The 20,060-nt window shown below is 66.2% G+C and carries 14 protein-coding genes and 1 pseudogene; 9 read left to right on the forward strand and 6 right to left on the reverse strand.

Going from position 1 to position 20,060, the window contains the following annotated elements; all coding sequences use genetic code 11:
- The first annotated feature begins 65 nt into the window (after positions 1 to 65).
- The 3 genes from ACQPYR_RS39200 to ACQPYR_RS39210 all read left to right on the forward strand — a co-directional run bounded on the left by ACQPYR_RS39200 (position 66) and on the right by ACQPYR_RS39210 (position 2,698).
- Positions 66 to 1,661 (forward strand): serine/threonine-protein kinase, encoded by a 1,596-nt coding sequence (locus ACQPYR_RS39200; RefSeq protein WP_433624569.1) that lies wholly within the window; start codon positions 66 to 68, stop codon positions 1,659 to 1,661.
- Between the two features lie 375 nt (positions 1,662 to 2,036).
- Positions 2,037 to 2,372 (forward strand): WXG100 family type VII secretion target, encoded by a 336-nt coding sequence (locus ACQPYR_RS39205; protein WP_387295284.1) that lies wholly within the window; start codon positions 2,037 to 2,039, stop codon positions 2,370 to 2,372.
- A gap of 38 nt (positions 2,373 to 2,410) precedes the next feature.
- A complete protein-coding gene (locus tag ACQPYR_RS39210; RefSeq protein ID WP_040686706.1) occupies positions 2,411 to 2,698 on the forward strand; it encodes a WXG100 family type VII secretion target in 288 nt (95 codons plus the stop codon).
- A 96-nt stretch (positions 2,699 to 2,794) separates the two neighbouring features.
- Here ACQPYR_RS39210 and ACQPYR_RS39215 read toward each other — a convergent pair whose 3' ends face one another.
- Positions 2,795 to 4,243, reverse strand: a complete 1,449-nt coding sequence (locus ACQPYR_RS39215) for a type VII secretion-associated protein (protein ID WP_433624571.1) — start codon at positions 4,241 to 4,243, stop codon at positions 2,795 to 2,797.
- The gene (gene eccCa, locus ACQPYR_RS39220; protein ID WP_433624573.1) at positions 4,243 to 8,283 is read right to left on the reverse strand and encodes a type VII secretion protein EccCa; all 4,041 of its coding nucleotides are present in this window, start codon (positions 8,281 to 8,283) and stop codon (positions 4,243 to 4,245) included. Before eccCa ends, ACQPYR_RS39215 begins: the two co-directional genes overlap by 1 nt.
- Positions 8,284 to 8,458: 175 nt before the next feature.
- On the opposite strand from eccCa, the gene eccD reads away from it, so the two are divergent.
- Genes eccD through ACQPYR_RS39235 form a run of 3 tightly spaced genes read left to right on the forward strand, consistent with a single transcriptional unit; the run spans position 8,459 to position 12,147 of the window.
- Positions 8,459 to 9,925 (forward strand): type VII secretion integral membrane protein EccD, encoded by a 1,467-nt coding sequence (gene eccD / locus ACQPYR_RS39225; RefSeq protein WP_433624575.1) that lies wholly within the window; start codon positions 8,459 to 8,461, stop codon positions 9,923 to 9,925.
- Entirely contained in the window at positions 9,922 to 11,328 is a 1,407-nt protein-coding gene (mycP, locus tag ACQPYR_RS39230) for a type VII secretion-associated serine protease mycosin (protein ID WP_433624577.1), read from the forward strand. Before eccD ends, mycP begins: the two co-directional genes overlap by 4 nt.
- A 60-nt stretch (positions 11,329 to 11,388) precedes the next feature.
- Positions 11,389 to 12,147: a potassium channel family protein gene (locus ACQPYR_RS39235; RefSeq protein WP_433624579.1), complete on the forward strand. Its 759-nt coding sequence runs from the start codon at positions 11,389 to 11,391 to the stop codon at positions 12,145 to 12,147.
- Position 12,148: 1 nt separating this feature from the next.
- Here the strand turns inward: ACQPYR_RS39235 and eccB are convergent, their stop codons facing one another.
- The gene (gene eccB, locus ACQPYR_RS39240) at positions 12,149 to 13,636 is read right to left on the reverse strand and encodes a type VII secretion protein EccB (RefSeq protein WP_433624581.1); all 1,488 of its coding nucleotides are present in this window, start codon (positions 13,634 to 13,636) and stop codon (positions 12,149 to 12,151) included.
- A 112-nt stretch (positions 13,637 to 13,748) separates the two neighbouring features.
- On the opposite strand from eccB, the gene eccE reads away from it, so the two are divergent.
- The gene (eccE, locus tag ACQPYR_RS39245) at positions 13,749 to 15,398 is read left to right on the forward strand and encodes a type VII secretion protein EccE (RefSeq protein WP_433624583.1); all 1,650 of its coding nucleotides are present in this window, start codon (positions 13,749 to 13,751) and stop codon (positions 15,396 to 15,398) included.
- Positions 15,399 to 15,538: 140 nt separating this feature from the next.
- Here eccE and ACQPYR_RS39250 read toward each other — a convergent pair whose 3' ends face one another.
- Positions 15,539 to 16,099, reverse strand: a complete 561-nt coding sequence (locus ACQPYR_RS39250; RefSeq protein WP_433624585.1) for an NADPH-dependent FMN reductase — start codon at positions 16,097 to 16,099, stop codon at positions 15,539 to 15,541.
- 144 nt (positions 16,100 to 16,243) lie between these two features.
- Here ACQPYR_RS39250 and ACQPYR_RS39255 point away from each other — a divergent pair, with 144 nt between their 5' ends.
- Positions 16,244 to 17,086 (forward strand): NAD(P)H-binding protein, encoded by an 843-nt coding sequence (locus ACQPYR_RS39255; protein WP_433624586.1) that lies wholly within the window; start codon positions 16,244 to 16,246, stop codon positions 17,084 to 17,086.
- A gap of 511 nt (positions 17,087 to 17,597) precedes the next feature.
- On the opposite strand, the pseudogene ACQPYR_RS39260 reads toward ACQPYR_RS39255, so the two are convergent.
- Both ACQPYR_RS39260 and ACQPYR_RS39265 read right to left on the reverse strand, forming a co-directional pair.
- Positions 17,598 to 18,566 (reverse strand): annotated as a pseudogene (locus tag ACQPYR_RS39260) (NAD-dependent epimerase/dehydratase family protein); the annotation flags it as partial.
- 53 nt (positions 18,567 to 18,619) lie between these two features.
- Positions 18,620 to 19,429 (reverse strand): S-methyl-5'-thioadenosine phosphorylase, encoded by an 810-nt coding sequence (locus ACQPYR_RS39265; protein ID WP_433624588.1) that lies wholly within the window; start codon positions 19,427 to 19,429, stop codon positions 18,620 to 18,622.
- Positions 19,430 to 19,705: 276 nt separating this feature from the next.
- Between ACQPYR_RS39265 and ACQPYR_RS39270 the strand changes: the two genes are divergently transcribed.
- Positions 19,706 to 20,059, forward strand: a complete 354-nt coding sequence (locus ACQPYR_RS39270; protein ID WP_387295262.1) for a metal-sensitive transcriptional regulator — start codon at positions 19,706 to 19,708, stop codon at positions 20,057 to 20,059.
- Position 20,060 lies beyond the last annotated feature (1 nt).

Raw genomic sequence — 20,060 nt, forward strand, 5'->3', positions numbered from 1 at the left:
CGACTTGCTAGATTTCTGACGGAGGCTCGCGTGTCCGGGCGTTCGACATCATCGAGGAGGACCGAATGGCGTTGCGGCCCGGCGCAATCGTAGGCGGCTACCGGGTACTTCAAGTTCTCGGCAGCGGCGGTATGGGCACGGTGTACCTGGCCCAGAACCCGATCCTCCCGCGTCGTGACGCATTGAAGGTGCTGAGCGCCGATCTGTCCACCGACGACGAATTCCGCGCACGCTTCGAGCGCGAAGCGAATCTGGCTGCCGGACTCGATCATCCGAACATCGTCGCGGTGTACAACCGCGGCGAGGAGAACGGGCAGCTGTGGATCGCCATGCAGTACGTCGACGGTGTCGATGCCGCGGACGAGGCCAAGAAGGGCCCGTCCGTGATGACCCCACAGCGCGCCCTGCGGATCGTGTCCGAGGTGGGCAAAGGGCTCGATTACGCGCATCGGCGCGGGCTGCTGCACCGAGATGTGAAACCGGCGAACTTCCTGCTCTCCGCCGCCGAAGAAGGCGATGAGGAACGGGTACTGCTCACCGACTTCGGTGTCGCGAAATCGTCCGAGGACGGCCAAGACCTCACCGCGACAGGCAATTTCATGGCTACGGTTGCCTATGCCTCGCCTGAGCAGTTGGTCGGAACCAGCCTGGACAATCGCGCCGATATCTACAGCCTCGGCTGCTCGTTCTTCAAGCTGCTGACCGGGCAGAACCCGTATCCGTCGACCATGCCTGCCGTGGTCATGATGGGCCACATGCACGAGCCGCCACCGAAACTGAGCGCCGTTCGACCGGGTCTGCCGCCCGCGTTGGACGCGGTGATCGAGAAGGTGATGGCCAAGGACCCGACACAGCGCTACGCAACATGTCGCGAGTTCACCCAGGCCGCCGAGGCCGCCCTCTACGGTGCTCGATTCCGTGCCCCCGAGGCCGGGTACTCGACCGAGAACCGCATGCCTGTCGCGGGATATTCGACCAACCCGACCATGCCGGTTACCGGATACCCGTACGCTTCCGGCACCGACTACCACACCCGAACCCGGACTCCCACAACCGGATTCGCGCCCCAGGAAAACACCGACCAGAGCCTGATCGCGACCCAGCGAAACCACTCAGGCCGGTCACCCATCCGCCGATTCCTGATACCGGCGGCTCTCGCCGTGGTCGTCGTTGCCGCTGTCGCAGCTGGAACGTTTTTCTTGTCCAGCGGCGGATCCGACTCCGGCGGTGGCGACAAAGTGACCGAAGCACGAAACGCCAATCCGCAATTCTCCGGAAAGACTGTCACCGCATTCAATTTCGGCAACTCGACGCTCTCTGTGGTGCTCAATCCCAGCGAGCAATCCAAGTTCCTGCAGAACCTCGGCTTTGTCTACAGCACCAAATACAAGGCTGTCGGCGATGAGAAGTCGCCCCGCGCACTGTCGGCCGCAAGTTATTCGGCGGATGTCGATTCCGAGGTCGTGATCGTGCTGCGGACCGACAGCCAAGCCGGGAACGGTGGCCTGCGTGGGTTGCCCGGCAGCATCCTGTCGAGCAACGCGAAAATCGTTGTGATCGACGACCCCTCGACCGTGCAGGCCTTCCAGGTGTGGACCGGGCAGTCCCAGGACACACTGGTCGACAAGATGGTTCCGTCGATGGCCAAGGTCGTCAAGTAACACTGCGGACGTGCTCGACAGTCTTATCGCAGCGGTATCGGTCTTGTAGACGCGACACTGCGCTGTTCGGTAGGGTATTCGCAGCCAGCCCACTCGCCAGTTCAGTGGCCGCGAGCAGGGGGAAGGAGGGGATCGGTGTGCTGGTAGTGACCGAGACGATGACATTGCGGTCCAAGGCATCCGGGGGGATCTGTGTGGCCCTCCGACCGTGATGATGCCCGGTCGACAAAGCTACAGCGCCCGTGTGACGCGATGGAACTGCCAGATTCTTCAGAACTGGATGGAACCGAACGGGCCGAGGACGCGTCCAACCATATGAACGAGGTCAACTCGCAGTCGGGATGTTGACCAGGACCAGAACCAGGAGCAGAAGCGATGACTTCACCAGGGAATTTCGTTGCGGATACCGAGGGTATCAATGCGAAGGCGAAGGAGTTCATGGAGCAGCACAACAGCCTGAACGCCGCGATCAGTCAGCTGAAGACCGACGAGGACAACGTCACGAACGGCGCCAACTGGCAGGGCGCGGCCCGCGACGCCTTCAATGCCTTCATGGAGCGGTACTACTTCCAGGCCTCCAAGATGAACGACCAGCTGATGCAGACCGCCGACAACCTGCTCAAGATGAGCAACCAGTTCTCGGATCAGACGCACGATTTCGCCTCACAGATCCAGACGCAGGTTTCCAGCCTCGACCTGCCCGCGGTCTAATTCCAGAATCACGCCACAAAGGAGTCTGAATAATGAGCATGGACAAGCCGATCTCCGCTAATTTCGACGGCGTTGCGGACGGTGCCCGCCAGATCCTCAACCGCGCCGAGAACATTCGGAACGAGCTCGAGGCGTTCGAGAAGAAGGTCAAGGCATTCTTCGACACGCAGGGCGGTCAGGCCAAGGAGGCCTTCGAGCAGTACCAGACGACTTGGAACCAGCACGTCGTCCAGCTGAACACGACGCTGAGCGGTGCCGCGACGCTGATCGACAAGGGAAACTCCGAATTGCAGGGCACGGACACCGCCCTCGCCGGCCTGTTCTGAGTTCCGACACGAACTATTCGTGGCCCCCGGCGGTTTGCCGGGGGCTCGAATTGTTTATGCGCCGAACGCGGTGCAACCGTACTGGGACAACACCGTTCAGGGATTCACCTGTAGCGAGGCCGCGAACTGCTCGCAGGGTTGTTTGATCGAGTCGATGCCACCGAGGTACTGGCATCCGGTGCTGACCTGAAGTCCGTGCTCGACCAGGACGTGCCAGCTCACCGTCGAGCCGTCGCCTGGCTGTTCGGTGTAGGCAAGCCCGGACTTACCGCCGAAGACCACGTCGCGTTTCAGATCGCTCAGCTTGCCGTTGGGCTGCTGCTTCATCTGAGTTTCGAGATTGGCGCCCACCTGCTCGTATCCGGTGCCAGGGGCGACCGGGGTCTGGATCAGTGTGATGCGGGCACGGGTGCCGTCCAACGGGACGAGGTCGACCCGCGATTTGGTGGGGTCGATGGCCTGCGTCAGGCGCCACCCGGACGGGATCTGAAAGCGTACGCGCCCAACGGTTTCCGATGATGACTTCGAGGTCGTCGATGGTTGGGTGACCGGCGACTGCGCGGTCGTGGCTGCGGCCGCCGAGGTGCTCGCCGCCGAGACCGCAGGGTTATCGTCCGAGCCGCCGAATGCGAATACGGCACCGGCAGCCACTGCGGCGACCACCAGCACTCCGGCAATACCAGCGATCGCATAGGCCTTGGTATTTCGACCGGGCGGCTGCATGGCCGCGGCCCGCTGACGCAGCGGCTGCATCCACTCGGTGGTCGGCAATGGCGCGACTTCGGGCTGATATTCCGGTTCCTGCTGTGGTCCACGCACCAGATCCGCGCCCGCGATCGGGCGCACATCGATCGCCTGCGTGCAGACCTGTTGCACCGCCGAACGAATCAGGTCCAGCCGCGCCGGATCGGAAACTCCTACGGCCTGAACAAGATCGGCTGGCTGGCCCGCGAGCACGCGATCGATGAGTTCGCACAGATCGTAGAAGCCACTCGACTCCGGCTCGATATCGGCGACCGCGAGATTCGGTTCGTGCTCACACGATTCGATTCGGATGCCCTGATGGCTGCGCACTACGGCGGTCGCGGTGGTCGAGAGCGGGCCGCATTCCAAGACCACCGTGCGGCGGCTGCGGGCGGTGCCGACATCGGCGACCACCGCGCGAATCGACATGTCCTCGAACAGCACATCAGCGGCGAAGCGGCGGGCGGCCTCGGCGAATACCGCTCGCCGACGACCACCCCATTCGGTCGGACAGACGACGGTGAGCTGCGCACACGGAACCGGGACGCCGAGGTTGCGCATTACGGTGCCGATTACCGAGCCCATCGCCTCGGCGAGACTCGGCACGCGCGGCAGCAAAGCGATCCGATCCGCCGCGACGTACTGGACGGCTGAGCTGACCTGTGTCGGCGGCGTAAGTGGCTCGCCGACAACGAGATCGCCGTTGCTGCCGAGCACCACCGAGGGCGGCACATCCCAATGTGTGGCCGGACCGCGCGCCCATATTCGGGTGTCGGTCACCACCAGATCTACGTTCGACATCACTCGGCCGGCGGCATCCAGGCCAGCTGAATCAGGCCCTCACTGTTGCGCGTGACGTAGGTGCCACGCCCCGGCGGTTTGATACCGGGCCGGGTGGTGCCGAAGAGTACGCCCTCGTCCTTATTGCAGCTCATGACCAGAGCGGCCGAACCGAGATCCTTCATGCGCGCCACCGTCGCCTCGTACATGGCCCGGCTGGCACCACCGGAGCGCCGCGCGATGATCACGTGGAAACCGAGGTCACGCGCATGCGGCAGGTGATCGACCAGTGCCGACACCGGATTGCCGCTGGAGGAGGCGACCAGGTCGTAGTCGTCGACGATGACGTAGAGCTCCGGGCCACGCCACCACGAGCGGTCGCGCAACTGCTGTGGCGTGACGTCGGGCCCCGGCGTCCGCTGCGCGACATAGGCGGCGAGATCGGTCATGTTCTGGGTGAACTGCGGTGCGGTGGAACCGTATCCGGCGAGGTATCCGTCGGGCACGAGTCCCAGCATTGTCCGTCGGTAGTCGCCGAGGATGAAACGCGCCTGATCCGGGGTATTCGACGCCGCAATGCTCTCGATGATCGTCCGGAGCAATGTCGTCTTACCGCTCTCGGTGTCACCGAGGACGATGAAGTGCGGGCTCTCGTTGAAGTCGAGATAGACCGGGGCCAGCTCGGATTCGTTGATACCGAGCGGAATTCGCATGCACTTGACTTCCGGATCGACCTGCGACGGCCAGTTGCCCGCGAGCTGCAGCAACTGCTCGCGCGGCAGCATTTCCGGCAGCATCCTGGCCGCGGGCGCGCGGCGGCCCGGGGTCAGTCGGGCGATGGTCGCCACCGCATCGGCGACGGCCTGGCCGAGGTTGTCCTGATCCGCGCTTCCATCGATGCGCGGCAGACCGGTCAGCATGTGCAGGCACTCGGGGGTCATACCGCGTCCCGGACGGCCCTGCGGCACAAGCGAAGCGAACTTGCGGCCGAGGTCGGAGTCCATGGGGTCACCGAGGCGGAGCTCGATGCGGGTGCCGATCTGGTCCTTCAGAGCGGGACGGGCCTCGGCCCAGCGGGCGAGGGCGATGACCACGTGGACGCCGTAGGACAGGCCCTGCACCGCGAGGTTCATGATGGGCTGTTCGAGGGGGTCGAAGTCCTGGCGGATGGAGCCGAAGCCGTCGATGACCAGGAAGACGTCGCCGAAGGGGTCCTCGTGCGCACCGGCCGCGCCCGGGCTGCTCGCCGGGTCCATGGCGCGCAGGCGGCGGAATTCGGTCATCGACTCGATGCCGAGTTGACGGAACCTCGCCTCGCGCTGGCGGACGATGGTGGTCATCTCGGCGATGGTGCGGCGGACCTTGTCCTCGTCGAGACGGCTGGCCACCGAACCAACGTGCGGCAGGCCTTCGAGGCTGGCCAGGGTGCCGCCACCGAAGTCGAGGCAATAGAACTGCACCTGTTCGGCCGTGTGGGTGAGCGACAGGGCCATGATCATGGTGCGCAGAGCCGTCGACTTACCCGACTGCGGTCCACCGACGACCGCGACATTGCCTCGCGAACCCGACAGGTCCACGACGAAGGGGTCGCGGCGCTGATCGTAGGGGCGGTCGACGATGCCCATGGGCGCGCGCAGGGTGGCGACGGCGGAGTACTCGCCGGTGAGCACACTGCGTGGGATGAGTTGGTCGAGGGTGGGGGCCTCTTCCAAGGGCGGGAGCCAGATCTCGTGGGCCGCGCGGCCGTGGCCGCGAATGCGGGAGGCCAGCATATTGAGGTTGGAGATCTGTTCGCCGTCCTCGGACTGCGGTTCGGGATCGTGCGTCGGCTCGGACGGCAGCGGGACCCGGTCGATGGTGCGGAAGTCGACGTGGGCGGCGGTGAAAGGGCGTGCCTTGATGTCGATTTCGCCGCCCGCGACACCTGCCTGGGTGACCTCGCGCTGGGAGCCGCCGCCGACGTAGGGGCCGGAGACGTAGGAGGCCTGGAAGCGCTGGATCTCACCGGAGTCGGACTTGAGGTAACCACCGCCGGGGACGCCGGGCAGGTTGTAGGCGTCCGGGACGCCGAGGACCTGGCGGGATTCGTTGGCGGAGAAGGTCTTCAGACCGATGCGGTAGGAGAGGTGGCTCTCCAAGCCCTTCAACTTGCCTTCTTCGAGGCGCTGCGAGGCCAGCAGCAGGTGCACATGCAGCGAGCGGCCGAGGCGGCCGATCATCACGAACAGTTCGGCGAAATCCGGATGCTGGGTGAGCAATTCGGAGAACTCGTCGAGCACCACGAACAGTGCGGGCAGCGGGTCCAGATCGGCACCTGCGGCGCGCGCCTTCTCGTATTCGGAGACGTTGGCGAAGTTGCCCGCCTGGCGCAGCACTTCCTGGCGGCGGTTCATCTCACCGGCCAGGGCGTCGCGCATACGGTCGACGAGGTCGGCTTCCTCCTCGAGGTTGGTGATGACGGCGGCGACGTGCGGTACGCCGTCCAAGCCGAGGAAGGTCGCACCACCCTTGAAGTCGACGAGCACCAGGTTCAGCTGGTCCGGCGAATGCGTGGCCAGCAGGCTGAGCACCAGGGTGCGCAGGAACTCCGATTTACCGGAACCGGTTGCGCCGATGCACAATCCGTGTGGGCCCATACCGCTTTCGGCCGCTTCCTTGATATCGAGTTCGATGGGCGCGCCGTCCGCGCCGACACCGAAGGGCACGCGCAGCCGCTCGCGGCCGTAGCGGGGACGCCAGGCGTGCTCGGGGTTGAATGTGCCGATATCGCCGAGCTTCATCAGCTGGGTCCAGGTCGAGATCACTTCGGCGTCATCGTGTTCGACATCGCTGCTGCGCTGAGTCGCGGCACGATACGGCGCGAGTCGGCGCGCGACCTGCTGAGCCTGCTGCGGGCTGATCCGGTCGATGAGCGCGAAACGCTCCTGGTTGCCGGTGGCGCCGCGACCGACGCATTCACCGTTCTCGACAACCATCTTGATGCCGCGCGAAACCGCCAAACGCGGTGCGTAGCCGCACAAGTCGATGATGGTCACGCCCTCGTAACCGGATTCGCGAAGTTGGTCTTCTTCGGCTTCGAGCAGACCGCCGTCGACGACGATGACAATGTGCACCAGGTTGGCGTTGGCCGGCTGGTTACGGGAGTAGCGAACGCGGTTGGCCAGCAACGGATGCAGGCCCGCGGTGGCCTCCCGGATCGAACCGTAGAACATGCGCTGGGTGCCGATGCCGTCCTGCGCGTCCGGATGCTGGGTGTGCGGCAGCCACTTGGTCCACTCCCATTCGCGGGCGGTGTCCGGGCCGCAGACGACGGCGATGAGCACCTGGTCCGGCGCCTGGAACATGCACAGCTGCAACAGCATTGCGCGGGTCATATCGCGGGCCTCGGCGCGGTCGCCGTCGAGTGCGATGGTCGCGAAGCCCTTGACCGCGATCGCGGTCGGCAGATCCGGAACCGTGGAGTGCGCGCGCACGAAGCGACGCAGCGAAACCGCCGCGATCGGCTCCAATTCTTCGACCGGACCGGTCTCCGGCGCGACCAGGCGGGTGGCCAGGCGCTGCCCGCCGGTGCCGATGCGGGCGTGGCAGAAGTCCTTGTCCCCGGCGCGGCGTTCCCACATGCGGGAAGTCCCGGCCAGCATCCAGATCAGGGCCGGTTCCGGATGGCTCCATTCGACGGAAGCGCGCTGCTGCGTGGCGGTCTGGTCGACGTCCTTGCGGACCTGATCGAGGTAGCGCAGGTAGTCCTTGCGGTCCTCGTTCGCCTCGGCCGCCTTCTGTCCCTTGCCGCCGCCCTGACCGGCGAACATGCCGACCATGGAGACGACCATCATCATCGGGAACATCATGCTCATCGGGTTCGACGTGATGCTGCCGCCCTGGGTGAACATCAGCGCCATCATGCCGACCATGCCGACGACCATCACGACCGGCATCAGCTTCGATACCAGGCTGCCCGGTGTCACCCTTGGGATTTCGGGCGGCGGCTGCAGCGTTACCTCGCCACCTGGTGAGCGCGGCATCTCGCGACGCGCGCGCCGCTGGAACCGGACGGTACTCATCGGACGAGCTCCCCCTCTTCGCAAGCTGCACTTTTTCGGCCTCAGTGTAGAGGCCACAGCTGACATGTCGTACAGTTCGACCAGCATTCTGCTGCCCGAACGGTGGGTTCGCAAGCTTGGCCCCCCTCGCTCACGGGACGCGGAAATACGAGGTAGAGACCGAGTTGGGGGAAGCTTGACGCACGCGCGACTTGACCACATCGACGAAGAATCCTCGCGCGGTATCGTCCGTGCGCCCGACCTTGCCCGGGTCACGATTCTCGCGAAGCACACCCAGGTGGATATGGCGATTCCGGTCGATGTGCCGGTCGCGCTGGTGATCCCGAGTGTCGTCGATATGGTCGCTCAACACAGCCGCACCAACGATTTCGACAATGAGGGCGAGCGTTTCGAGCCCGCCGAATGGGTGCTGGCCAGAATCGGCCATCCGCCCTTCTCCAATTCGCTGAGCCTCGGTGAGCACGGTGTGCGCGACGGCGAACTGCTCATGTTGGAGAGCGCCTCGCATACCGCGCCGACGCCGCTGTTCGACGACATCATGTACAACGTCGCGATCGCCGACGCCGATCACTACCGCAGCTGGACCCCGAAGGTCGCGCGGATCACCGGTTCGGTGCTCGCCGAGCTCACTATGATCGTCGGCTGCCTCGGTCTGCTGCTGTCCAAAGACGCACTGCCGGGCTGGGTCAGCGGTTCGCTCGCGTTGAGCGTGGCAATTCTGCTGGTGATCGCGGGCATGGTGCTCAGCAGGATGTACGGCGACACCTCGACCGCGCTGGTGCTCGGCGGCTGCGCGCTGCCCGCCGCGTTCACCGCCGGAATGCTTTACGTGCCAGATCATTACGGCTGGGCGCATCTGCTGCTCGGTTCGGTTTTGGTCGGCGCGACAGCGATACTCGCGTGGCGCGTCACCGGCGTCGGACTCGCGCTGTTCATCGGCGCGGCCACGCTCGCGGTGTACGCGGTACCTGCCGCGCTGGTCGGCGTGCTCACCGACCAGCCGCAGAAGGCCATCGGCGCCGTCGTCGCCGCGCTCGGACTCGCGGGTCTTTCACTCGCGCCGCGGGTTTCGATGCTGCTGGCCAAGCTGCCGCTGCCGCCGGTGCCCTCCCCCGGCACCCCGATCGACCCGACCGAGGACGATCCGGACGATCACCGCGCGCTGCCGACCATGGATGCGCTGCGGGTGAAGTCGGAACGGGCCCGGATGTACCTGGCCGGACTCGTCTCGGCGACCACGCTGCTCTCGGTGGCGGGTGCGTTGGCAGGCGCCGATCCGGGTGCGGCGGATCCGTACTGGCCGGGTATCGCGCTGGCGCTGGTCACCGCGGTGGTGCTGATGTTCCGCAGCCGGACCTACGCGGGTGCCGAACAGGCCGTGGTGCTGATCGCGGGCGGCGCAGCGATCGTGCTGATCATGATGGTCGGCGTCGCCGTCGGTATGGAGCAGCCACTGGCCGTCTTCGGTGCGGCCATGGTGGTGCTGGTCGCCGCGCTGATTCTCGGCATCATCATTCCGAACCAGTCCGCGACACCGCCGATGCGCCGTGGCGTCGAATTGCTCGAGTACGCGTTCGTGGCCGCCGTGCTGCCGCTGGTCTTCTGGGTGGCCTCGCTCTACTCGCTCGTTCGCGGGCTGTGAACAGGCAGATACGCGTCGCGGCGGCAGCCGTGGCGTTGGGTCTGAGCGCGTCGCTGGGGCTGGGGGCCGGTGCTGCTTCCGCGGACCACCCGCCCGCGGTGAATCCGGGCCTGCTGCCCGCGGGCGATCCGGCCGCACCACCCGAAAAGACCGAGCGCCCAGCCAATTCCGATTGCTCGAATACGGTGTCCGGCGGGGAGGGCGCGACTATTCCCACCGCGCAGCGCTCCCTCGATCTGGAAAAAGCGTGGCAGTTCTCCAAAGGTGAGGGCCAGACCGTCGCGGTCATCGACACCGGTGTCGCGCGGCATCCCCGGTTGCCGGGACTGATCGCCGGTGGCGACTTCGTGGCGAACTCGGGCGACGGCACCGAGGACTGCGACGGGCACGGCACCTTTGTCGCGGGCCTGATCGCCGCGTCGAAGATCGACGGTCAGGGCTTCTCCGGTGTCGCGCCGGAAGCCCGCATCATGACCATCCGCCAGACCAGCAAGATGTATCAGAAGGAAGGCCGGTCCAGGGAGCGCAATCCCGACGACCTGCCCGAGGGCTACGGCAATCTGGCCACCATGGCCTCGGCGATCCGGCGCGCGGCCGATGCGAACGTGAGCGTCATCAATATCTCCGAGGTGTGGTGCGGCTCGTCCAATGACGTCGACGGATCCATCGGCGCGGCAGTGCGATACGCGACGCTGGAGAAAAACGTGGTCGTGGTCGTGGCGGCCGGAAACCAGGACGGCTCCTGCAAGACCGAACAGCAGATCATCGATCCGCTGAAACCGTCCGCCGATCCGTGGAGCAATGTCAGGGTCAATGTGAGCCCGGCGCGCTGGGACGACTATGTGATCTCGGTGGGCTCGATCGATTCCAACGGCGCACCGTCGAAATTCACGGTGCCCGGGCCATGGGTGAGTGTGGCCGCGCCGGGCGAGAATATGGTTTCGCTCGACCCGCGCGGTACCGGAACCGCGACCGGCACCGTGAATCAACAAGGGCAACAACAGGCGATGAGCGGTACGAGCTTCGCGACGCCGCTGGTCTCCGGCGTGGTCGCGCTGGTACGGGCCCGCTTCCCAGATATGAGTGCGTTGGATGTGGTCAAGCGGATGCAGGCCACCGCGCACGCGCCCGCCGAGGGGTGGAGTCCGTATATCGGCTACGGCGCGGTCGACCCGGTCGCGGCACTGACCGATGAGGTGAGCAGCACGCCGCTGCCGCCCAAGCGGCCGAGCCCGGCCAAGAGCGCCCAGCTCGCGGTGCCGAAACCGGCGCCGCCGCCGGACAATCGGGCCCGCAATGTCGCACTGATCGGCACCGGGATCATCGGTGCGGCTTTGGTGCTCGGCTACCTCGCCTCGTTCCCGATCCGCCGCCGGTTCGGCGTCAAGTCCGACGATATGTAGCGTCTTCGTGGCAAACGGCGGTACATAGGGTGTCGCACCCGATCGATACAGGTAGTTCCCATGCACGTAGCACCACACGACGGCGGACAACCGAGCCGTAGACAAGCCTGGGAACGCACGACCGGCATCCCGATGCTGGTGCTCGCCGTGCTCTTCATCGGTGTCTACGCCTGGCATGTGCTCGATACCGGAGCGTCGCCACGACTCGATGCCTGGCTCGAACGGGTCGACATCATGATCTGGGCGGCTTTCGTCGCGGACTTCGGCATCCGGACCTGGCTGTCCACCGATCGCTGGCGATTCGTGCGGACGCATCCGCTGGAGCTGTTGATCGTGCTGCTGCCGCCGTTTCGTCCGGTGCGGTTGTTGCGCGCGGCGCTGTTGGTGCTCGACCAGCTCAACCGCAATCGGGTGACCCGGGCCAGGCTCGCGGTATTCGTCGGCACCAGTTCGGCACTCACGCTGGTGCTGTGCAGTCTGGCGTTCTTCGATGCCGAATACGGCGCACCCGACAGCAAGATCCACAACTTCGGCGACGCCCTGTGGTGGTCCATGGTGTCGGTGACCACGGTCGGCTACGGCGATGTATATCCGGTGACCGTGCAGGGTCGCATGATCGCGCTGATCCTGATGACGCTGGGCATCGGCCTGATCAGCTTCGCTATCGGCACCACCACCAGCTGGGTGATGGACCAGCTGAAGTCCGTCGAGGTGACCGCCGACCGCACCGAAGTGGAGATCTCGATGCTGGCCGACGAAATCCGCGCGCTACGAAGCGAAGTCGCCGAGCTGCGCGCGGCCTCGAAGTCCGATGACTGACTCAATTCGCCGAGGCGACAGGTGATTTCGAGGGTGACGGGTCCGCGGCGACGCCGTCGTGGGCGACCATCGCATCCGCGCGGGACAGGCTCGGACCGGCTGCGAGCAGGCCGACGATCGGCCACGGTGCCGGTTCGGCCTTGGTGCCCGAATCCGGGTCCATGCCGAGTGCCTTTTCGGCGTCGGAGTCCTTGATGCCGTAGCGGACACCGGTGTCGGCGATGTAGAACTTGCTGTCCTTGCGGCGGCTGTCGGGTTCGATGCCGGTGGTCTGGACGAAGGCGCCGGTGGCAGGCGGGATGTAGACCGAATCGGCGTTGGCGCCGGAACCGTCCGCCTGGGCCAGCGGTACGAGTTTGGCGTTGTCCGGAATCGGCAGGGCCACACCGGTGAGCACCGTCAGTTCGGCGCGATTGCCGCCGTCCTTGTTGTCCGCGGCGGCGGCCAGCGGCTTCCAGGAAAGGCAGCTGACCGGCTGGTCCTTGTAGTCGACGATGGACGGAACGACCTGCGGATACATGCCGACCGGCAGTGCGTTCGACACCGGCGCGTAGGTCTTGTCGATCTGATCGACTACGTCGTTGCCGGACGTCGAGCGGTTCCGGTTGCGGATGATCTCGGCGGTCACCGGCGAGATCGGCTGCAGACCGTCTTGCAGCACAACGTATTCCGTATTGGGTTGCGCGGGCACGTGCACCACATCGCCGATCCGGTGGTTGCCGATCGAGTAGCTCACCGAGCCGCCCGGATTATCGATCTTGGGCGGAATGATCGGCAGCACTTCGGGAATCGTATTGAGCAGGCCCTCACCGATCGGCCGTGCGGTAGCGCCGGTGATCTTCAACGCGTCGGTGACCGCGCGCTCCTTGAGGTCGACGCGGGCACGCTTGCCGTCGTAGACCAGATACGCCGACTCCTTGCCCTGCACCAGCAGCGCCCGGTCCTTACCCATGACCGAGGCCTTCTCGCCGAGCGAGAGACTTCCGGCGAGCACCGAGGTGGTGAGGTCCTTGCTGCCGTCCACCTTCATCTGGTCGCAGACGGTCCAGATCCGGCCCTTGCCGTCCTTGTCGAAATGCAGTGAGGACGGTGCGCCCGGAATGCCGATCAGCTGGCCCCGCGTTTTCTTACCGATCTCGGATTCCTTGACGATGACGGCCTTTTCCGGCGATCCCGCGGCCAACCTGGCCGAGGCGAGGTTCAGCGTCGGATGCGCCACGTCGTTGATCATCACGTAGACGGCGCCGGATTCCTTGCCGATCAGGATCTTGTTACTGCCTACCTTGTCCTGCGGACGCAGCAGTGCGAGCACGCCGCAACCGGCCAGCACCACGATCGCCATGATCAATCCGGCCGCGTAGGCGCGGGACTGGGAGCGCATCGGGTCGTGCAGCATGCGCACGTCCCGCCGCACCAGCGCGTGTTCCATCCGGCGGACCAGGAAGCGGTAACCGCTCACCTGCCACCGTGTAGTGGGTTTTGAAGGCATGTTTCCCTCCCCGAACAATGCTCGCGTTCGCGGAACACAGTACAGTTCCCGAGGACTATTGTTCAGCTCGGCCGCTGCTGTTCGGCCGATACCGGGTACTTGGGGGACGACGATGGCCGAACAAGCCGGCGCGGGACCACGCCCGCTGCTCGGGCGCATCTCACTGCGGAATCTGTTGATCGCACAGGTGATCGGGCTCGTTGCCGGACTGCTCGCCCTGCTGGTCGGGCTCGGTGCCTGGCCCGCGCTGGGCGTCGCGGTGGCCGCCGGGCTGCTGCCGCTGATCCCGATCGCCAAGCGCACCATCCTGGATTGGATCGCCACCTGGTGGCGCTACCTCACCCATGGCGATTACGAGCTCGGCGATACCGTCGACTTCCGCGGCCCGGACGGTCGCTCGCTCGGGCTGTACTGGGACGGCAGCCGGGTCGTCACCGTCGTCGAGGTACTGGCCCCCAAGGGCGGGCTGACCCGGATCGCTCGCACGACAGTGCACGCCTCGCATCTGCTGCCGCTGCCGGAGTTGGCGAAATGCCTGAACCAGCACGACATTCTGCTCAGCGGTATCGACATCATCAGCCACGGTCACCGCAGCCGCTCCGGTACTCCCGCGGGCAAGATCTATGAATCGCTGCTGGGTCCGCTGCCCGCGACCGCACACCGGAATGTGTGGCTCGCCATCAGCTTCGACGCGATCGCGTGCCCGGAGGCCGCGGCCCGGCGCGGTGGCGGCAGTGCGGGTGCGTCACGCGCGGTAACCATTGCGACGCAACGCATTATGCGCACCCTGGAGGACGCCGACTGCAGCGCCCGCATCCTTACCGCACCCGAGATCCGCAAGGCGGTTCTGCAGGTCACGCAGGGCTTCGATCCGCGCACGCTGACTCATCGCTGGCGGTATGCCGAGGTCGGCAACAGCGTGAATATCGGTAGCGCGGTCGACCCGAAGCGACTCGGCTCGGATCTGCTCTCGCAGCTGTGGGTCGCGCCGTCGCGCGGTACGACGGTCGCGGTGCGGCTGCGCCCCGGTAGTTCGGCCGAGTCGGTGAGCATCGGTGCGGCTTGGCGGCTGACCACGCGGGAGCTGCCGGAGCGCACGAAGCTCAAGGGTCTGATCTCGATGAACGGGCGGCAGCGCGATGGTCTGCTCGCGCATCTGCCGCTGGGCGTACCGGATCTCGACGACGCGGTTCCGGTGACCGAGTATCCGATCGAGGTGATCGATGCGCTGCATCTGCCGTCGTCGGGTTGCGGTCAGCTGATCGGCTCCGATGACGAGGGGCAGGGTGTCGCGGTCCGCATTGTCGGTACCGGTATTTCGACGGTGTATGTGGCCGGTGAGTTGTATCTGGCTCAGCAGTTGGTGTTCCGCGCGTTGGCGGTCGGTGAACGCATCCTGATCCGAACCGATCGGACGCATGCCTGGGAGAACCTGGTGACGACCATCGGGAATCCGGAGCGGCTGCAGATCGCGGTGGAGACGCATCAATCCGATGCCGGGTTCACCGCGACGGTGGTCGACGGCGTGCTGGCACCCGCGCCGCACGCCGGTGTCACGACGATCTATGTGACCGGAGATCCGATGGGGTGGCCCGCGACTCGGCCGGACCTGTCGATCCACCAACCGGGAGCCATCGGGAACCATGTGGTGCTGCGGACCGGGACTGCTCAGGTAGATCTGACGTTGGTGTCGATTCCGCGCGAGGCGACCTACATCGGGCATCCGCGCGGGCGGCGAGCCATGGCGGGAAGTCCGCAGTAGCTCCTTGTTTCGGTGCGCGGCATCGGAGCTGCGGTAGGTCCTGTGGGCGGGCGCCCACAGCCCAGCGTTCGGGTGACCCACAATCGGCTTCCGGCCAGCGGGTTTGCCGGAGCGGTGCTGGATACGTCGTGTGCGGATGGTCAGCCTGGGTAGGGGTCTGTGGTGCGGGCGGTGCGGAGAGTTCTTGCCCACCAAGCCAATTGGCGGATCAGGCGACCGGCGGCATCTATGGCGGCGCCGTCCTGGGTGTTGCCTGATTCGTCGAATCGCTTTTTGGCCTGGTGGAAGCTGACGGTTTCGCGGATGGAGACCATGTGGATTTCCGCGACTACCTGGCGGAGTTGTTCGACCGCGCGCAGGCCGCCGGAGAGGCCGCCGTAGGAGACGAAGCCGATGGGTTTGGCGCGCCATTCGTGTTTCGCGTTGTCGAAGGCGGTTTTCAGGGACGCCGGGTAGCCGTGGTTGTACTCGGAGGTGACGGCGACGAAGGCGTCGGCGGCGGCCAGGCGCCGGCGATAGGCCTCGACCTCGGCCGTGCAGGTCAGGTCGGTCGGCAGTGGGGTGGTCAGGAGATCGATGACGCCGGTTTCGAATTCGGGGGTCGCCCGGACCGTGCGCAGGAACCAGTCGGCGACCACCGGAGCGAATCGCTCCGGGCGCGTGCTGGCCACGATGACCTCTAGCCGTAGCGGAGTATCCACTGCGCGAGCCTAACTCGGTGTGCCGACGGTACGGTCGAGGCGGGTGCGGCGATCCCGACTCATTCGCGGGATCGGTCCGGGCGCGCGGCTCGGTGATTCCGCATGATCGACGGGGCAACCCGGTGCGACTCTGGAGGAAACGACATGATCCTGGTGACCGGCGCGACCGGCAATATCGGCACAGAACTGGTTGCGGCACTGAGCAATTCCGGCGCAGCTGTGCGCGCACTGGTCCGCGATCCCGCGCGGGCGCAGCTGCCCGCCGGTGTCGAGGCGGTGACAGGCGATCTGAACCAGCCGGAAAGCCTGACCGAAGCCCTGGACGGGACCACCGGAATGTTTCTGCTGCCGGGCTACGCCGACACCCCCGACCTGCTCGCCCGCGCGAAGAAGGCGGGCGTCCAGCACATCGTGCTGCTTTCGGGTGGTTCGGCGGCGCTCGAGGATATGAACAATGCGGTCTCCGCGTATATGACGCAGGCCGAGCGGGACGTGCGCGAATCCGGCCTGGCATGGACCTTTCTGCGCCCGCGCTCCTTCATGTCGAATGCGCTGCGCTGGTTGCCGCAACTCGAACAGGGTGATGTGATCCGCGCCCAGTTCCCCGACGTACCTGTCGCCGCAATCGATCCCGCCGATATCGCGGCGGTCGCGGCGGTCGCCCTGACCGGCGGCGGACTGGCCGGACATGTCCTCGAGCTGACCGGCCCGCAAGCGCTCGTGCCCGCCGATCAGGTCGCGGTGCTCGCCGAAGCGCTCAACCGGCCACTTGTCTGCCAGGGCTTGACGAATGCGGAAACGCGGGCCGAGCTCGAGGCCGCCATGCCGCAGCACTATGTCGACGCATTCTGGAGCTTCTTCGTCGACGGCACCCTCGACGAATCCCAGGTCCATCCCACCGTCGAGGAAGTGACCGGCCGAGCACCGCACACCTTCGTCCAGTGGGCCCACGCCCACGCCGACGCCTTCGCTCCCCCGAAAGCGTGACGGATCGGCTCGGCTCTGGGTCGGCCCCGGAGATCCCTTCCGGGGTTGCCCCGTTTCCGGTCGATGCGCGCACACGCCGCGTCGATGCGCTGATGCAGGGCCTCGGACCGGATTTCGCGCCCCCACCGCACCCGCTGAGTCGGTGCCGAAATCTTCGAGGTGGTCGAACGATTCGACGACGCACTGGATTTCGTCGCGAACCCGACGCACAGCGCAGTCGGCTCAGGAGTCACATCGACGAACCGGGTCCGGCCTCCGGTTTCGCCAACTCGGGGTGGGGGGCAGGCGGGTTCATTTTCGGGCCGGCACGCTCGATTACTGGTTCCGGCCGGGGCGCGGACACATTTGCGTTCGGCGCCGGAGCGTCGAAGCGGGGTTCGGGACGCACGATCGGCGTGACGGGCCGCGGCTCCGGGTGCACCTGATGCTGGGGGGCGGTCGGCGGCGGCGCGGCTCGCACGTGTAGCGGAGCGGGTTCCCGTTGCGGTGTGGTGGTCTCGACTGCGGGGGCGGCGAGTTCGGCAAGACCGTGGCCAGGTGCGATTCGGGCGGTGAAACCCAGTGTGCGCCTGGCTCGTTCGGGGTCGGCGGCGAGGTGGCGGGCATCGGCGAGGTGGTAGCGGCCGGTTACCACGGGGGCCGGGCCGCCGCGGGCTTTGGCCATGATCGACGCGACTTCCCACATGGTGATGGGGTGACCGGAGGCGATGTTGAGGGGGACGAAGCCGGGTGGGCGGCGGTCGACGGCGGCCACGGTGGCGGCCACGATGTCGTCGACGTGCACCACATCCCTGACCTGTCCGCCGTCCTCGCCGACCAATGGCGGGCGGCCCTGATCTAGTGCGGCGAGGAAGTTTCCGATGAATCCGGAGCGCGTCCCTTCGCCGTAGCCGTTGTGGTAGCGCAATGCCGTGACAGCCGCGCCGGTGGCCAAACCCCAAGCGAGCGCGTAGTTTTCCTGCGCCAACTTGCTGGCACCGTAGAAGCCGCGCGGGCGCAGCGGTGCATCCTCGGTGACCGGCTCCCAGGTGAGCAACTCTCCGGTACGCGGCGCCAGGTGGTCGAACATGCCGCGATCCAGGTCGGCCCGCCGCCGCAATCCGGGATAGAGCGGCCCGCTGTTCATCCCGCGATAGCGCCCCTCGCCGTACACCACGATGGATGACGCGAGCACCAGATGACGCACCTTCGCCCGACCCGCCACATCGAGCAGGACCGCCGTCCCGAGATCATTGTGCGCGGCGAAAACCGCCGATTCCGGCCCGGAGGTGACGGCGGCGAGATGACAAACCGTATCGATACTGCGCAGCATCGGCTCGAGCGCGTCGGCATCGCGCACGTCTACTCGCGAAATACCATCCGGCACTTCCACATCCGGCCCGAGTAGATCGACCCCGACCACCTCGTGCCCGGCTGCGGCCAATGCCCGCCGCAACCGCGCCCCGACGAACCCGGCTGCCCCGGTGACCAGCACTCTCATCACATTCGCACCCCGCGTTCGGTTCCGGACCCAACCTGACTAGCTGCCCGAACTCACGGTAGTTCGAACGGCAGCGACACTCCTGCATGGACACGGCAGCGTTCGCAGGTATCGGTTCCGGTGACCGCCGAAACCGAGCGCCGGATCAACTCCTTGAACGGCCCGAGGTTCCTCTTGAATTCGGCGAAGACGTCGACCGCGTGCACACCGCCGCCCTCCTCCAGCCCCGCATCCAGGTCTGTCACCAAAGCGACTGCGGCATAGCACATTTCGAGTTCTCGGGCGAGAACGGCCTCAGGATGCCCGGTCATATTCACCAGTTCCCAACCCTGCGCGGCGAACCAGCGGCTCTCGGCCCGGGTGGAGAAGCGCGGCCCCTGCACCACGACCATGGTGCCCGAGGATTTCATCGGCAGCGCGTCCGTCGCGGATTTCGTTGCCGCGGAACGTAGTTCGTCGCAGTACGGATCGGCGAAGGAGACGTGCACGCCGCCGCCGTCGAAGTAGGTCTGCGGACGGCCGGAGGTCCGGTCGACCAGCTGATCCGGCACCGCGACGGTCCCCGGCCCCCAGTCCGCGCGCAGGCTGCCGACCGCGCACGGCGCGAAGATCCGTCGCACCCCGATCGAGCGCAATGCCCACATATTGGCCTGGTAGGGCAGCGTATGCGGCGCGAATTCGTGCTGTTTGCCGTGCCGGGGCAGGAAGGCCACCGGGCGACCCTCCACCTCGCCGACCGCGATCGGCGCGCTCGGCTTGCCGTAGGGCGTCTCGACCTCGACGGTGGTCGCCTCGTTATCGAAGAAATCGTAGAAGCCACTTCCGCCGATCACGGCGAGCGCGGGCCGAACATCCAAACTCATGCTCCGATTCTCTCGCTCGCCCCGGATTCCCGACCAGACGGGTCCACATCCGGCCAACGCTCAGCGATCCGAGCCGATTGCGCGGCAGCCTGCGCCCCCTGCGCGCCATCGGCGGATTCGGCCTGTACGTAGCCGCCGCGGCCCCGAACACCGGACTCGCACATCGGTGGCTGACGCGGCGCAGAGCCCGGTAACCTGACAACATCCTCGCAGCACTGTACCCTAGGGGGGTATTAATGAGGCCGGTCAAGCCGGTGAGCAGCGAGGAGACAGTCGGTGACACCCACCCCGTCGCACAATGACACCGCGCCAGGCAGCGACTCGGCGGGTACCGCGCACGACCATTCCGGCCACGGCTACATCACCGCGAAGGACGACTACCTCAAGCGCCTACGCCGGATCGAGGGCCAGGCCCGCGGCCTGCAGCGCATGGTCGAGGAAGAAAAGTACTGCATCGATATCCTCACCCAGGTCTCCGCGATGACGAAGGCACTGCAGGCCGTCGCGATGGGCCTGCTGGAGGACCACATCAGCCACTGCGTGGTGGACGCCGCGGTCGCGGGTGGTCCCGAGGCCGACGCCAAGATCAAAGAAGCCACCGACGCCATCGCTCGCCTGGTGCGTTCCTGAC

The organism is Nocardia sp. CA-120079, assembly GCF_050955745.1.
In the GTDB taxonomy this organism is placed as follows: domain Bacteria; phylum Actinomycetota; class Actinomycetes; order Mycobacteriales; family Mycobacteriaceae; genus Nocardia.